Source organism: Acinetobacter sp. ANC_7634, from assembly GCF_056779875.1.
In genome coordinates this window covers 95,691-111,321 of the sequence record NZ_JBWYIT010000005.1, presented here as the reverse complement: position 1 = coordinate 111,321, position 15,631 = coordinate 95,691, and the positions used below count along the sequence as shown (strand labels likewise).

The window sequence follows — 15,631 nt, the reverse complement described above, 5'->3', positions numbered from 1 at the left end:
AAGTTTTCAGCATTATTTTTACTGTGCTAAGCATAACAAAAAATATTCTCAAATCGTAAATTATAGCTTAGTGCTACAAAATTCAGATCGATGACTTAGCCACGGGGATGATGCTGAGCATGAAGTTGTTGCATGCGAATTTGTGCAACATGCGTATAAATTTGTGTTGTCGATAAATCACTATGCCCTAAGAGCATTTGTACCACTCGGAGATCTGCACCATGATTGAGCAGGTGAGTTGCAAAAGCATGTCTTAATGTATGGGGGGATAGCTCTGTCGCTATACCTGCTTGGAGGGCATAACGTTTGATGGCATACCAAAAGTTTTGACGGCTCATAATCCCGCCATGTTGGGTCAGGAATAAGTAATCTGTAGCACTTTTATGGAGTTGGGGGCGAGCTTCTGCTAAGTATTTTTCAATCCATTCCACAGCAATTTGCCCCAAAGGAACTAAACGCTCTTTATTTCCTTTGCCCAAAATTCGCAAAAAACCCTGATTGAGATTGATGTGATCTATTCTTAAATTAATCAGTTCGCTCACGCGTAAACCACAAGCATAAAGGACTTCAAACATCGTGCGATCACGCAAGCCTAACGCTGTGTTTGTATCTGGTGCTTGAATGAGTGATTCAACATCTTGCTCAGATAAATCTTTAGGTAACGCTCGTCCTAACTTGGGTGTTTTGTGTGCGGCTATAGGATTATCTGTTCTTAAATTTTGCTCTCTTAAAAATTTATAGAAAGACCGAAGTGCCGATAAAGTGCGAGCAATTGATCGAGGACTTTTTCCTTGTTTGGTGAGCTCAATCAGTACATCTGAAATATCATCATGTGACCATAAGTTCATGGGGCTGGTTAACAGAGTACTGCATTGGACTAAATCTGTGAGATAGGCATTTCGGGTGTGCGGACTAACAGACTGAGCGATTAAATAATCTCGAAATCCGTGTAAGAACGAAAGTTGTTCTGGAATTTGGATGGGGGCTGGAATTCGAGGTTTCTTATTAATCATAGGGATATTCGATTGAGAAATTCGATTGATTTAATTGAGATTATCTAATGTAGTGTAATTTTCTATGCATGTCGATGTGTTATAAGAAGATGCGAATCATTCTTGATGAGAGTGCAGTAATAATTCTCATTTGTATGTATACTGTTCAAAATTTTTTAGGGTTAGGTACGGTGCGTTTATCTGATTTGAAAGTCAAACAATCTGCCATCATTACGCAAGTGCATCGCACTGTAGATGGTACTTCTACAGATATGGTGGCAAGTCGTTTAGAAACGCTAGGATTTGTTTCCGGAACTAAAGTACAAGTCATTACGAAAGGACTGTTTGGCGGTGATCCAATTCTCATTCAAGTGGGTTTTACTCGCTTTGCCTTAAGAAAAAATGAAGCACAAAAAATTGAAATAGAAGGAGTGTCGGCATGAGCGATGCGTTGCGTGTTGCCCTTGTTGGTAATCCTAACTGTGGTAAAACTTCATTATTCAATCATTTGACTGGAACACGCCAAAAAGTAGGTAACTATGCAGGTGTAACCGTTGAGCGAAAAATTGGTCACTTCACGCTAAACTCAGGTAAAGCGGTTCGTGTTTTAGACTTGCCAGGAACGTATAGTTTAGACGCAACTAGTCCAGATGAAGAAATCACCCGTGATGTTGTGTATGGGAAAATTGCGGAAGAAGGTCATCAAGATGCATTTTTATGCGTTGTTGATGCAACCAATCTGAAGTTGCACCTTGGTTTAGTTTTGGAGTTGATCCAATTGGGTCGTCCAATGCTACTCGTACTTAACATGATGGATGAAGCTCGTCGTCGTGGAATGCAAATAAATACCCAAAAGCTTTCTGAGCGCTTAGGCATTCCAGTTGTAGAAACGGTTGCTGTGCGTCGCTCAGGTATTGAAAACCTGATGAATGCGCTAGATCATGGCAAATATGCTGTTCCTCAAACTGAGCTGACAGGTTTGAAAGGATCTGATCACGACAAAGTTGAAGCGATTGTCAAAGATGCCGTTCAATTTGTTGAATTTGATGATAAACGTTCAGTTTTTCTCGATAAAATCTTTCTGCACCCAGTACTTGGTCTATTCAGTTTAGCGGTGATGATGTTCATCATTTTCCAAGCAGTTTTTGCTTGGGCGGCACCCTTCATGGATGGTATTGAGACGTTCTTTGGCTGGTTGGGTGAAGTTGTTGGCGAGAATATTGCCCATCCATTACTCAATAGTTTAGTGGTTGATGGAATTATCGCGGGTGCTGGTGGTGTAGTTGTCTTTTTGCCTCAGATTCTCATCTTATTCTTTTTTATCTTGGTGCTTGAAGAATCAGGTTATTTACCCCGAGCGGCATTCTTACTTGATAAGTTGATGTATAAAGCAGGTCTTTCGGGACGTGCATTTATTCCATTACTGTCAAGTTTTGCCTGTGCAATTCCTGGAATCATGGCATCACGGACTATTAGTGATCCAAGAGACCGTTTGACCACGATCTTTGTTGCACCATTGATGACTTGTTCAGCTCGTTTACCCGTCTATGCGTTGTTGATTGCAGCTTTTGTTCCTTCTCAAACGGTTTGGGGACTATTTAACCTTCAAGGTTTAGTGCTGTTCGGTCTATATATGGCAGGGATTGTGAGTGCACTGATCGTATCGTTTGTGTTGAAGTTTTTCCAAAAAGATAAATCTCAACATATGCTATTGATGGAACTTCCAAGCTATCGTTTTCCAGATTTAAAAAATGTGTGGATTGGTTTGCTTGATCGAGCAAAAATCTTTTTAAAGCGAGTCGGTGGAATCATCTTTGCGCTTTCTATTTTATTATGGTTCTTATGCACATTCCCACAACCACCTGAGGGTGCAACATTACCTGCGATTGATTATTCATTTGCGGGGATGTTAGGTCATTTGATGCAACCAATCTTTGCGCCATTAGGCTTTAATTGGCAGATTTGTATTGCCTTAATTCCAGCCATGGCTGCGCGTGAAGTTGTCGTTGCTGCTTTAGGCACGGTGTATGCTTTGTCTGCTGTTGATGAGGATGCGATGTCGGAAGGCTTGGCATCACTGATTAGTAGTGGTGGGGATTTGGGCTGGTCTTTAGCAACAGGATTATCACTTTTGGTCTGGTTCATTTATGCACCACATTGTTTGGCGACATTAGCGACAGTGAGACGCGAAACAGGTTCTTGGAAGACAGTTGGCTTTATGACCGTCTATTTATTTGGTTTAGCGTACTTTATGTCGTTCTTGACCTATCAAGTCGCGACCAGCGTGTTAGCTTAAATCTGAAGAGTTGAGGAGACTGAGATGATTGAAATTCTAATTATTACGGCATTGGTCCTTTGGAGTGCATTGGTCGTATTCAAAAAGGTTTTTCCACAGACGTCAAATTCAGTCTTTATGAAACTGTCAGATGCTACGGAAAGAAAAGGGTGGAAGGCACTATCAAAGTGGCTTAAACCCAAAATGACTGCTGGATGTGGCGGAAATTGCGCTTGTCCTGTTTCAGACAAGGAAACACCCAAGTTAAACCCTCAAGCTGTGAAATGGAAGTAGTTTACTTCAATAAAAAAACCGCCTAAATTGGCGGTTTTTTTACGCATGGACACAAAATAATGTCAAGATTATGAAATCAAAAAAAGCATTCAAAGCAGCAAAGTGCTAACATTTCGGCAGTTTCTAATTAGACTAAAATATGGGGCAGAAATGTTAATACAGCGTGGTGGATTAAAAGTTGTCGCAGGACTCGGAATTTCGGGTGTTGCTGCGGTAAATTTTCTACATGAAAAAGGCTATCACGTTGCAGTAACAGATTCGAGGACCTCTCCACCTGGACATGATCAAATTCCACCTGAAGTCCAAACTAGCTTTGGGAAATTTGACGAAGAAATGTTGTTGTCTGCTGAGGAAATTATTATCAGTCCAGGGCTTGATCCTAAACTGCCAGTGATTCAAACAGCACTTGCACAAGGCATTCCTGTTGTCAGTGAAATTCAAATTTTACGACGTGCGACTGAAAAGCCTATTGTTGCAATAACAGGTTCTAATGCAAAAAGTACAGTGACCACCTTGATCGGCTTAATGGCGAAATATGCAGGCAAAAAAGTCGCTGTAGGGGGGAATTTAGGACGTCCAGCCTTAGATTTAACCAAAGATGATCCAGAGCTATATATCTTAGAACTATCCAGTTTCCAATTAGAAACTACATCGAACTTAAATGCTGAAGTTGCTGTCGTCTTAAATATGAGCGAAGACCATCTCGATCGTCATGGCGATATGATGGGATATCACACTGCCAAACATCGTATTTTTCAAGGTGTCAAGAAAGTGGTCTTCAATCGGGATGACTCTTTGACACGTCCTTTAGTACCTGATGCAACGCCAATGCAGAGTTTTGGGCTCAATGCACCAGATATGAATCAGTATGGTGTACTCAGAGATACTGATGGTACGATGTGGTTAGCAAGGGGGCGTGAACGTTTATTGAAAAGTTCTGAGATGTATATTCAAGGGACACACAATGTCGCAAATGCACTTGCGTGTTTAGCTTTAGGTGAAGCGATAGGTCTACCATTAGAGGTCATGCTGGAAACTTTGAAAACCTTCAAGGGGTTGGAACATCGCTGCGAATTTGTCAAAGAAGTGCAAGGTGTTCGTTATTATAACGACTCAAAAGGTACAAATATTGGGGCAACCTTAGCAGCATTAGACGGCTTAGGTGCGGCGATCGCAGTACAGAAAGCTAAAGTTGCCATCATTTTAGGTGGTCAAGGTAAAGGGCAAGATTTTACTGCTTTAAGAAAATCATTAACGGAATTTGCAAAACTCGCGGTACTCATTGGTGAAGATGCGCCAGTGATTGAACAAGCAATTCAAGGCACAACCACAATTCTTCACGCTACATCATTAGAAGAAGCAGTAAAATTATGTCAAGCAAATACACAGCAACATGATGTGGTATTGCTTTCGCCGGCATGTGCAAGTTTTGATATGTTTACTGGCTATCCACAACGCGGACATCAATTTGTTGCTTGTGTGAATGCGCTGCACGAAGAACAATAAGGACGAAGATATGGCTGAGTCAGCTCAGACAACGATTGATAAAGTGAATAAAATTTACCAACGTTGGTTACCACGTATTCCAAGTGAAATTACATCAAGGAATGTTCTAATTTTTTGTGTGATTGCACTGCTCTGTATTGGAACGGTGATGGTTGGTTCAGCTTCTATGCCTTACGCAGAAAGATTGCATGAAAATCCATTCCACTATGTCATCCGCCATGCCATATCCATCGTGGTTGCGTTTGTCGCAGCAATTTTGGTTTATCGTGTTTCGTTAAATACCTGGTTTAATAACACATTTCCGTTATGGATGATGACTATGGCATTGCTTGTCGCGGTGTTATTAGTCGGTTCGGAAGTGAACGGTTCGACGCGTTGGATTCGAATCGCAGGATTTACCTTCCAGCCTACTGAAGCTGCGAAAGTGATGATGGCTATTTTTACTGCAGATTATGTTGTCCGTCGGGCAGAAGAAGTGCGGAATAATGTGAAAGGGCTAGCACGATTAGCAACAGTAATGCTATGTACAGTTGGTTTGATTATTGCTGAACCTGACTTAGGTGCAACGGTAGTGGTTGCCTTAACGATGTTAGGGGTGTTCTTTCTTGCAGGTGCGCCACTAATCCAGTTTGGTATTGCATTGGGTGCCATTATCATGGCATTTGTAGTGCTGGTTGTGTTCGAGCCTTATCGTTTCGAGCGTTTAATGTCTTTTACCAATCCATGGGCAGATCCTTTAGGTTCTGGTTATCAGCTTTCAAATGCGCTTATGGCCTTTGGACGTGGTGAATGGTTAGGGGTAGGCTTAGGCCATAGTATTCAAAAAATGTCTTATCTCCCTGAGGCGCATACGGACTTTATGTTGGCTATTTTGGCAGAAGAGTTCGGTTTCATGGGCATTACCGTTGTTCTCGCACTGTCATTTCTTATGGTGGGTGCGTGTATTCGAATTGGGCATCGTGCCATTCAACATCAATTCTTGAGAGCGGGTTATTTGGCTTACGGGATTAGCATTATTTTTGTTCTGCAAATTATGGTAAATGCTGGCATGAATATGGGGCTGCTCCCAACAAAAGGTTTAACTTTACCATTTATTAGTTATGGTGGTTCATCTCTGATTATGTGTGCTGTCATGGTCAGTTTAATGCTGAAAATTGAAGCAACAACCCAAGAAAAGAATCAGGCTAAGGAAGTATCTAGCTTTTAAAATACACGATTGTATCTTAAGCATTCAAATCTGATGATGGTGGAGTACTATTTTGCTGCAACACCATTGTTGGCATATGTGTGCCACAGTTTAAACAGGTGACTTGACCAGATTTGGGTTTTGATAGTGGAATCAATGGAATAAAAAATAAAGAAAAATAATTGCGTTGTTGTTTAATTTCATAATTGCTATGTGTACGACAGACTGGGCATAGAAATTGCCCCTTTTCCGTTTTGATGGTTTTAGGTCCTACCCCAAAAATAAAAAACATAATGAACTCCTGATTAATCTATCTAAATGGAATTCAAAAACATTTTCAGCTGAATAACAAGCATGATTCTGTATGGACACTATTCAAAAACACCTTGTATTGTGGTGCCAACTGGAATTTTCTTACGATCCCATTGTTGAATTGCCTGTAGAAGCATGCGATTTGGTTGATCTAGATCAACTGGATCTTGTCCTAATGCGTGAATAGCTTTGTTCAAGAGTTGGGGGGCTTGGGTGAGATCAAGTGCTACAGCTAAATTTTGCTTAGAAAGCTTTGTACCATCTTTATTCATTGCTAGGGGTAAATGCATATACTGAAGTTCAGGGTAGCCCAATAATCGCCCTAACCAAATTTGTCGTTCAGTGTTATCTAGCAAATCAGCACCACGCACAACATGAGTCATTCCTTGTAGATAATCATCCACAACCACGGCGAGCTGATAATTAATAATACCGTCGCGACGTTTAAGAACAAAATCTCCTAATTCATTGGTCAAATTAGAGCAATGCTGACCTTGTAAAAGATCCTCAAAACAAATCAACTCGTCTGATGTTTTAACCCGAATGGCTTGTTGATCGTATGGTAGTTTTAAATCGCGGCAAGTACCGCTATAGATATGATTAGAGCCTAAGATTTTGCGTGTACATTGGCAGGCATAGGTGAGGTCACGTTGCTGAAGATCATTTAAGACAGATTCATAGATGTTTAAACGGTCTTTTTGAAAGATAATTTCGTCATCAAACTCGAAACCGAAAGCTTCAATACATGACAAGATATGTTCTTCACTACCAGGATATATGCGAGGGATGTCTGTATCTTCAATTCGTACAACCCATTTGCCTGCATGAGATCTTGCTTCACAATAGCTTGCAACAGCTGTAATGAGTGATCCAAAATGAAGAGGGCCGGTTGGCGATGGCGCAAACCGACCCACATAAGCCATCCTGTTGTCCCCCTCCTTTATCAAAGGAGGGGTTAGGGAAGGATTATTAAATAACATGATTAACCGTTATTTTGTTTCTCTTTAATTTCAGCTAAAGTTTTGCAATCAATGCAAAGCGTCGCTGTTGGACGAGCCTCTAAACGACGTAAGCCAATTTCGATCCCACAGGTTTCACAGAAACCATAGTCATCATTTTTGATTGCTTCGATAGATTGTTCAATTTTGCGAATTAACTTGCGTTCACGGTCACGAGTACGAAGCTCAATCGCAAACTCTTCTTCTTGCGTTGCACGGTCATTTACATCAGGCAATGCAGTATTTTCATCTTGCATTGTATTTAATGTTCGATCCACTTCTGACATTAACTCGTCTTTCCATGCCAATAAAATTTGACGGAAATGCTCAAGTTGACCTTCAGACATGTATTCTTCATTTTTTTTCGGCTGATAAGGCTCGATGCCAAATAGACTCGCTGTAGTACCGCCTTCGGAAGTCTTTGGCTTGGTCTTACGCACGCGTTTTACTTTTTCAGCAACTACGTTGTTTTCTTCCAAGACTTGATTTTGGTTGTCATTCGCCATAAAGGGCATTCCTCATCATATGCGTGTTTGCGTACGCAAAAAATATGGTGATATGCAAGTGTTTTTATCGCTTCCGATAGATTGTTGCTATCGGGGGCGTCATCATATAGATTTTTTATCAAAGATGAAAGCTATGAATATCTGTTTTGGACTGTTCAGATTCCATTCGGACAGATAACTTAATCCAAAACACTTTAAAAGAAAAGCTAATAACCTGAAATTTCTTTATTAATATTTTGCGCGAAATTTTGTAGGCGATGAACACGTGTTTCAAAGCTACCGTCAGTTTTCAGTAGTAGGCTGCGATAGCCTGGTGCAAGGTCATCAAAGGCAAAATCTTCAGTCTTTGGTTTAAACTGAACGGAGGTGGAGGGCGTTGATAAAAATTGAATATTTTTCCAAACATTTAACGAATCTTGGTGCACATGTCCAAAGATCACTGCTTGAATGTGTTGATACTCTGCCATGATCTGGGTCAATTGATCTGAATTTTTTAAGATGTGTCGATCAATCCACTTGGACTTCATTTCAAGTGGGTGATGATGACACGCCAAAATGACAGGGTGCTGCTGTGTTTCCTGAAGAATCATTGATAAATGATTCAATTGTTCTGCTTTAATCCAACCATCTACTTTGTGGGGCACAGCACTATTTAATAGGACGATTTTCCACGTTTCGAAAGTTAACACGGCCGGTATAGGATCAGGCGCTGCAAAAGGAAAATATTCGGCATCATCATGATTCCCTGGAATTTGATAAAACGGAATATTCAAATTTTTCATGAAACTCAAATATCGCTGATAAGTTGCCTCATGTGGTACCTGTGCCAAGTCACCTGTATGAATAATCGCATCAATGTCTTGATAGCGATTTAAAATATCATTGATCACTGCATGAAAACTTTGTTCAGGATTTATCTGAACAAACGGCGTGTCAGGATGATCCATGAGATGAGTATCGGTAATTTGGATAATGAGCTGATCATTTTTATTCTGTTTGATTAAAGGCGTCATAAATTACCTCAGCGCTATAGAGGTAGTGGCAATGTGCTGTTTGAGCCATTGCAGAGCCATGATGACAGGTGCATTACACAATCGTTTGGATGCCAATAATGGTTCAAGATCTGAATAAGCTAAGATATGCAGTTGGATATTCTCACCTTCATCTGGCATACCATGAATACCGCCTTGCTCAGGAAGATCTGCTTCTGCAACATACAAATGAAAAACTTCATCGCACGCACCAGCAGAAGGGTAGAAGGTAAATAAATGTTCCAGATTACGAATTTCACAACCAGATTCTTCTAAACTCTCACGCTGAATGCATGTTTCAGGTGATTCATCGCCATCTAATACGCCTGCAATGATTTCTAGTTGCCATGGGGAGATAGGATCATCGATTGCACCAATTCGGAATTGTTCAATCAGTGCAAAGCGCTTGAGTGCATCATTGTAGATGAGTACACCAGCAGCTTCTTTTCGATGCACTAATTCACGATGAATTGTTGGGGTATAAGTATTCTCACCAAATAAACGATGTGTGATGCTCACTTTCTCTATACGAATGAATCCTTGATAAAGGGATTCGCGAGAATGGACCTTAAAATCTTTATTATTGTAAGTAGCTTTTTCAAGAATTTTCATTCGTATACGTTAGGACAAAAATTTATTTCATCCTAACTGAGATTGCATTAAAGAAAAACAGGTTTTTTAATTTTTACAGCTTCTGATACAACTTTTGTCCTTGCTTATGATACTCATTTTTCATGGCGTTGAGACCTGATTCAATCTCTTGATTTAACTTGAGATCTAGGTTGTCAGACTGCTGATTTTGAGCGTATTCACGCACATTTTGGGTAATCTTCATTGAGCAAAATTTAGGTCCACACATCGAACAGAAATGCGCTGATTTATGTGCCTCTTTCGGCATGGTTTCATCATGCATACTACGTGCCGTATCAGGATCTAAACTTAAATTAAATTGATCTTCCCAACGAAACTCAAAACGTGCTTTTGAAAGCGCATTATCACGGACTTGAGCACCTGGGTGTCCTTTGGCGAGGTCTGCAGCATGTGCTGCAATTTTATAGGTGATAATGCCATCTTTGACGTCCTTTTTATTGGGTAGACCTAAATGCTCTTTAGGTGTTACGTAACAAAGCATCGCTGTTCCATACCAACCGATCATGGCTGCACCAATTGCTGAAGTAATATGATCATAACCAGGTGCAATATCTGTTGTTAATGGTCCTAATGTATAAAAAGGTGCTTCTTTGCAAACCTCAAGTTGTAAATCCATATTTTCTTTAATCATATGCATAGGAACATGACCAGGACCTTCAATCATGACTTGCACATCGTGTTCCCAAGCTCGATGGGTTAATTCTCCTAATGTACGCAGTTCGGAAAATTGGGCTTCGTCATTGGCATCTTGAATGCACCCAGGGCGTAAACCATCACCTAAGCTGAATGAGACATCATAGGCTTTCATGATCTCGCAGATTTCATCAAAATGGGTGTATAAGAAATTTTCTTTATGATGTGCAAGACACCACTGTGCCATGATTGAACCGCCGCGTGAAACGATGCCCGTTAAGCGATTGGCTGTGAGAGGAACATAGCGTAATAAAACACCAGCATGAATCGTGAAGTAATCAACCCCTTGCTCAGCTTGTTCGATTAAAGTGTCTTTAAAAATTTCCCATGTAAGGTCTTCTGCGATCCCATCCACCTTTTCTAATGCTTGATAAATCGGAACAGTTCCAATAGGTACAGGAGAATTTCGAATAATCCACTCGCGTGTTTCGTGAATATTTTTACCAGTAGATAAATCCATGATGGTGTCAGCACCCCAACGTGTTGCCCATGTCATTTTTGCCACTTCTTCATCAATGGATGAACCCAGTGCTGAGTTGCCAATATTGGCATTGATTTTCACTAGGAAATTTCGTCCGATAATCATCGGTTCGAGTTCAGGATGATTGATATTGGCAGGAATAATGGCACGACCTGCAGCGACTTCTTGGCGTACAAATTCGGGTGTAATTTCTAATAAATTTTTTGCACCAAAGTTTTGACCAACATGTTGGCGAGTATCCACACCTTCGCGCTGTTTTTGGTTTTCTCGAATCGCAATGTATTCCATTTCAGGCGTGATAATACCCTGCTTAGCATAATGCATTTGCGTAACGTTATGTCCTGGTTTAGCTCGACGAGGTTTCTGGATATGTGCGAAACGAATGCCAGCTGTACGAATATCTTGAAGACGTTCTCGCCCAAATTTTGAGCTTAATGTCGCGAGTTGTTCTGTATCTGCGCGCTCTTCAAGCCATGTATCTCTGAGGTTTGGTAGGCCTCGATTTAAATCAATTTGAATCTCAGGGTCGGTATAAACACCTGAAGTGTCATACACCAAAATGGCAGGATTATACTCACCGCCTAAGCCCGTTGGTGTATCGGAGAGGGCAATTTCACGCATGGGTACGCGAATATCTGGACGAGAACCTTGAACATAGACTTTTTTTGACGCTGGTAAAATGCGAGTGAGATCTTGAGCATCTTGCTCATGTTGAGCAGAGAGATCTGTATTTGAAAGATTCGTTAATTGGTTCATTGCAATGATCCTTATGAATGACATCAACGAATCAAGCACGACCAAAAACGGTGGCGGAATTATCCTGAATGAATAACCTAGAACAAAGTTTTTAGATGGCTTGATTCCTACGCAGGTATTAACCTGATCAGGTTCAACGGTACTCACCATCAAAACAATGTTTTAGGTGATCTCAGCGAGTTATTACTCGCGCTCCGTCAAGCGATGCCAAAATATTAACATATAAAGTCAGATTAAAGTCATCAGACTATGATGCATAACAAATTGCGTCTTTAAAGCAATTACGACGATTTTCAAGATCAACAGTTTTTAAGTTTAAATAGTGACTTAGCTGTATAAGAACTTGCGGATTTTCATCAGTCTGATCTGAAGTTAATTTACTTTTTTGTTGTGAATCCAGTTCGATAAATTTTAAGAAAAGTCGCGCTTGATCTGCTAAGCGACTATTTTTCATATTTGCGAGTTGTTCGATTTCAGCTAAAGCATCGGGTGCAATTTCAACACGTCCTTCAAAATCATGAGAAACAGGATCATGGTTGAGACCTTTAAATAATAAATTTGAATAAAAATGATAAAGGTACTCTGCATCTAAACGGAAACTGCTTTGAGGATATTTTTTTAGATAATTTTCCCAATACTGGGCACGTCTAGAAATCTCTTTTGCTTCAAGATGAAAATGAGGATCTTCAAATTGTGCTTGCTGATTTTGTTCAGCAAGTTCTTGCATAAATGCTTGTTCTGCCTCAGGGAAATAGGGGGCAAATACTCGTGCTAAATAATATGGGTTTCTTTGATAGGTTGCTTGGTGGTTAATATCGACGAGATCAATATACGCTTGACCTTTATGCCGAAGTAAATATTGATCTCGTGGATGTAATTTTTCAATTTGTGATTGTTGAATCGTCGGAAATTGCGACTGGCCATGAGCATATAAATCAAAAGCTTTTTGCTGATCAGCTGATCGATCTATACTTAAGAAATTTCTATACATGATGTCTGCCAAACCGATCAATTCTTTCTGTTCCTGAAAGGGCATTAAGGGAAGACAAAGTCGAATATCTTGATTGATTTGCTCAATGGCGAATGTAGTCCGTTGAGCAGTTATCCCGAGCATTTCTTTTTTGAGTTTTTGACAAATGAGGTTGAGATCAGGTGTGGTGTTCTGGTTTTGGGTTGGGTTTGGAGATTCAGTAGGTATTTCTTCGGAAATCGGTTTTTGACATGCAGTTAAGCCAAGACTTACGACCATAAGAGTCAATAATTGACGAATAGGCTTAAACGTGTGCAAAAATGACTTCATTGAGATATCAAAATACAGTTAAAGTGTGAAATGAGGCGCAAATAGATTTTCACTTATTTTAAAACCGTACACTGAAATTTATTGTAGTTGCTTCGCAATCAAGCGTTAAAATAATGTATGAAAAACATACATCAATGCGCATAATTCAAAATAATTCTCCGGATTAAATGAAAAAATAATAAAATTGATACGTAAAAAGCTCGATTAAAGATTATATTTGCAACATCCTATTCTAATTACTTGTTATTCAAATGCTTAAGGTACTGTGAAGTCATTATCATGAAAAAAACTCTACTTGCAGTCAGTTTAATTGCGCTTAGCCCGATGAGCTTTGCATTGAACCTCGTTGAAGCCTATGAGCGAGCAAAGCAAACCGATCCAAATTGGCAAGCCAACGTTTTGCAGTATGAGGCTGATCAGTTAAATATAGGTTTAGCAAAAGGTAATTTGCTGCCGACAGTAACTGTTTCAGGAAATGTGACGCGTAAAAACCAAGATGTAAATCGTTCAAGTACAGAATCGAATCCTTTTTTTAATAGTTCTGACCTGTTGGCATCGACATCGACCACTCGTCAAATTGCGATTACTGCACGACAACCCATTTTCAGAATGGATGCTTGGCAGGGATATAAACAGGTAAAAACCTCAGTTCAACTGAGTGAAGTCACTTTAAAACAGCAACAGCAACAACATATATTAAATGTCTCTGAAGCTTATTTTAATGTACTACGTCAACAGGCTTTAACGCTCACTAACGCTCAAGAAGAAAAAGCATTATTCGAGCAGCTCAATATGATGAATGCCAAACTCAAAGAAGGTTTAGTTGCTGAAAGCGATGTGAGCGAAGCGAATGCACAATATCAAAATGCGCGAGCAAATCGAATTGCGACAGGTGTTCAATTAATCTTGGCACAAGAGCAACTTGCTCAGTTGATTGGACCTTACCAAGAAAAGCTCGCTGTTTTAAGTGATGATTTCGAGTATCAAAAGCCTGTACCGAATATCATGAGTGAATGGACTAAATTAGCTCAAGAACAGAATCTTGAAATTCTACAAGCGCGTTTGCAACGTCAATATGCCAATGATCAGCGACGTGTAGAGCAAGCGGCGCTTTATCCTCAAGTCGAAGCAGTAGCCACTTATGGTTATAGTGAACAGTCACCACAAACAGCTATATCAAGTGATGGGAAATTTGATCAGGTGGGTGTAGAAATGAACTGGAATGCCTATACCGGTGGACGAACTAAAATTAATATTGATAAAGCGACAAAAAATGTTGAAAAGTCGGAACGCCAATTAGAAGCTGCGATACGTAAAGCAACCACAGATGCTAAAAAATCTTACCTACAAATTGATATGGATAGTGCTACATTGCAAGCGCGCAAAGCTGCCATGGATTCTTCCGCATTAGTCGCGAAAGCATCCCAAGCTCAGTATGATGAAGGGCTTAAAAGTATGGTTGATGTGTTGCTTGCACAAAGAAATGCTTTTGCAACGCGATTAGATTTTGTGAATGCTCAATATGATTATGTGTTGAATGTGTTGAGGTTGAAGGCTTCTGTGGGACAATTGAATGAAAATGAGCTTCGTCAAATGAATGCATGGTTAGTTGAAAAATAGAATAAATTGATTGTTTTGTCATCAAATATTCACAATTGATATGCTTTAATATGGCAAAAATTTCAATCCATTCACGCTGTGTGGAGTAATAAGACTTTGAGCTCTAATAATCCTGTACTTAGCCACCATATTTCTTCTCAATTTAACGAAGATTTGCAAGATGTCCATACCAAATTTATGGCGATGGGTGGTTTGGTTGAGCAACAAGTTGCTAATGCCATTCATGCTCTTTTAGACACCAATGTGAATTTGGCTGTAGATGTCCAATTTCAAGATAATACGGTAAACCGCTACGAGCGTGAAATTGATGAAGGCTTGACTTTGATTTTAGTACGCCGTCATCCTGCTGCAAGTGATCTCCGTATGGTGATTGCAATGAGCAAGGCCAATACCGATTTAGAACGTATAGGTGATGAAGCAGCTAAAATTGCACGTATAGCCCAAAATCTATGTGAAGAAGGTGAGTCACCTCGTGGTTATATGGAAACACGTCATATCGGTAACCAAGTTCGAGTAATGATTCATGATGCATTGGATGCATTTGCACGCGTTGATGCAGAGCAAGCACTAAAAGTATTGTTGGCTGATGCAGATATCGATCGTGAATACCAATCTGCTACACGTACATTAATGACTTACATGATTGAGGATCCTCGTCATATTTCTCGTGTTCTGAATGTCATGTGGGTGCTGCGATCTCTAGAGCGTATTGGTGACCATGCGCGTAATATTTCTGAACAAGTGATTTATATGGCTAAAGGCTACGATGTTCGTCACACCAGTGTGGAAGAGATTGAGGAAAAAGTTCAAGGTAATCATTAAAATAGAATTCGTCTCAAACACAAAAAACCTCGAATATCGAGGTTTTTTATGTGGACACTAAACTTGAGTTCTGTAAAACATATAGACAAAAAAATTCCTAGATTTTGGGGGAAATCTAGGAAGGAAAACTGATGAAACAGTACGCTGTTATTATTATTTGTTCACTCATAATCTTGCTATGAAATAATAATATTTAAATTATGTGTAA

15 protein-coding genes and 1 riboswitch are annotated in these 15,631 nt (G+C 39.9%); of the genes, 7 read left to right on the top strand and 8 right to left on the bottom strand.

The window, feature by feature from the left end:
* Positions 1-95 precede the first annotated feature (95 nt).
* Positions 96-1,013, bottom strand: coding sequence for a site-specific tyrosine recombinase XerD (xerD, locus tag AC1M9A_RS07395; RefSeq protein WP_481609956.1), 918 nt, complete (start codon positions 1,011-1,013; stop codon positions 96-98).
* A gap of 170 nt (positions 1,014-1,183) precedes the next feature.
* Here xerD and AC1M9A_RS07390 point away from each other — a divergent pair, with 170 nt between their 5' ends.
* From AC1M9A_RS07390 to ftsW, 5 genes are all read left to right on the top strand, one after another.
* Positions 1,184-1,435 carry a FeoA family protein gene (locus AC1M9A_RS07390; RefSeq protein WP_092767423.1) on the top strand — a complete coding sequence of 84 codons (252 nt, stop codon included), beginning with the start codon at positions 1,184-1,186 and terminating at the stop codon, positions 1,433-1,435.
* A complete protein-coding gene (gene feoB / locus AC1M9A_RS07385) occupies positions 1,432-3,288 on the top strand; it encodes a ferrous iron transport protein B (RefSeq protein ID WP_481609955.1) in 1,857 nt (618 codons plus the stop codon). The genes AC1M9A_RS07390 and feoB overlap by 4 nt, the downstream gene beginning before the upstream one ends.
* A 24-nt stretch (positions 3,289-3,312) precedes the next feature.
* A complete protein-coding gene (locus tag AC1M9A_RS07380; RefSeq protein WP_035263913.1) occupies positions 3,313-3,561 on the top strand; it encodes a DUF6587 family protein in 249 nt (82 codons plus the stop codon).
* Positions 3,562-3,711: 150 nt separating this feature from the next.
* A complete protein-coding gene (murD, locus tag AC1M9A_RS07375) occupies positions 3,712-5,067 on the top strand; it encodes a UDP-N-acetylmuramoyl-L-alanine--D-glutamate ligase (protein ID WP_481591487.1) in 1,356 nt (451 codons plus the stop codon).
* A gap of 10 nt (positions 5,068-5,077) precedes the next feature.
* Positions 5,078-6,274: a putative lipid II flippase FtsW gene (ftsW, locus tag AC1M9A_RS07370; RefSeq protein WP_035263915.1), complete on the top strand. Its 1,197-nt coding sequence runs from the start codon at positions 5,078-5,080 to the stop codon at positions 6,272-6,274.
* A 16-nt stretch (positions 6,275-6,290) separates the two neighbouring features.
* Here ftsW and AC1M9A_RS07365 read toward each other — a convergent pair whose 3' ends face one another.
* The 7 genes from AC1M9A_RS07365 to AC1M9A_RS07335 all read right to left on the bottom strand — a co-directional run bounded on the left by AC1M9A_RS07365 (position 6,291) and on the right by AC1M9A_RS07335 (position 12,981).
* A complete protein-coding gene (locus tag AC1M9A_RS07365; RefSeq protein WP_481589171.1) occupies positions 6,291-6,545 on the bottom strand; it encodes a zinc-ribbon domain-containing protein in 255 nt (84 codons plus the stop codon).
* A gap of 79 nt (positions 6,546-6,624) precedes the next feature.
* The gene (gene gluQRS / locus AC1M9A_RS07360; RefSeq protein WP_481609954.1) at positions 6,625-7,488 is read right to left on the bottom strand and encodes a tRNA glutamyl-Q(34) synthetase GluQRS; all 864 of its coding nucleotides are present in this window, start codon (positions 7,486-7,488) and stop codon (positions 6,625-6,627) included.
* A 59-nt stretch (positions 7,489-7,547) separates the two neighbouring features.
* A complete protein-coding gene (dksA, locus tag AC1M9A_RS07355) occupies positions 7,548-8,069 on the bottom strand; it encodes an RNA polymerase-binding protein DksA (protein WP_035263919.1) in 522 nt (173 codons plus the stop codon).
* Between the two features lie 206 nt (positions 8,070-8,275).
* Positions 8,276-9,082, bottom strand: coding sequence for a 3',5'-cyclic-AMP phosphodiesterase (gene cpdA / locus AC1M9A_RS07350; RefSeq protein ID WP_481590437.1), 807 nt, complete (start codon positions 9,080-9,082; stop codon positions 8,276-8,278).
* Between the two features lie 3 nt (positions 9,083-9,085).
* Complete coding sequence (locus tag AC1M9A_RS07345; RefSeq protein WP_035263922.1) at positions 9,086-9,712, bottom strand: NUDIX domain-containing protein; 627 nt, start codon at positions 9,710-9,712, stop codon at positions 9,086-9,088.
* Positions 9,713-9,785: 73 nt separating this feature from the next.
* Positions 9,786-11,681 carry a phosphomethylpyrimidine synthase ThiC gene (thiC, locus tag AC1M9A_RS07340; RefSeq protein ID WP_481591483.1) on the bottom strand — a complete coding sequence of 632 codons (1,896 nt, stop codon included), beginning with the start codon at positions 11,679-11,681 and terminating at the stop codon, positions 9,786-9,788.
* Positions 11,682-11,768: 87 nt separating this feature from the next.
* Positions 11,769-11,888, bottom strand: a riboswitch (TPP riboswitch).
* A gap of 40 nt (positions 11,889-11,928) precedes the next feature.
* Positions 11,929-12,981: a hypothetical protein gene (locus AC1M9A_RS07335; protein ID WP_481609953.1), complete on the bottom strand. Its 1,053-nt coding sequence runs from the start codon at positions 12,979-12,981 to the stop codon at positions 11,929-11,931.
* A gap of 279 nt (positions 12,982-13,260) precedes the next feature.
* Between AC1M9A_RS07335 and abuO the strand changes: the two genes are divergently transcribed.
* Together abuO and phoU are read left to right on the top strand one after the other, a co-directional pair.
* Entirely contained in the window at positions 13,261-14,601 is a 1,341-nt protein-coding gene (gene abuO / locus AC1M9A_RS07330; RefSeq protein ID WP_092767312.1) for a multidrug efflux outer membrane protein AbuO, read from the top strand.
* A 96-nt stretch (positions 14,602-14,697) separates the two neighbouring features.
* A complete protein-coding gene (phoU, locus tag AC1M9A_RS07325) occupies positions 14,698-15,423 on the top strand; it encodes a phosphate signaling complex protein PhoU (RefSeq protein ID WP_035263928.1) in 726 nt (241 codons plus the stop codon).
* The last annotated feature ends 208 nt before the right edge of the window (positions 15,424-15,631 follow it).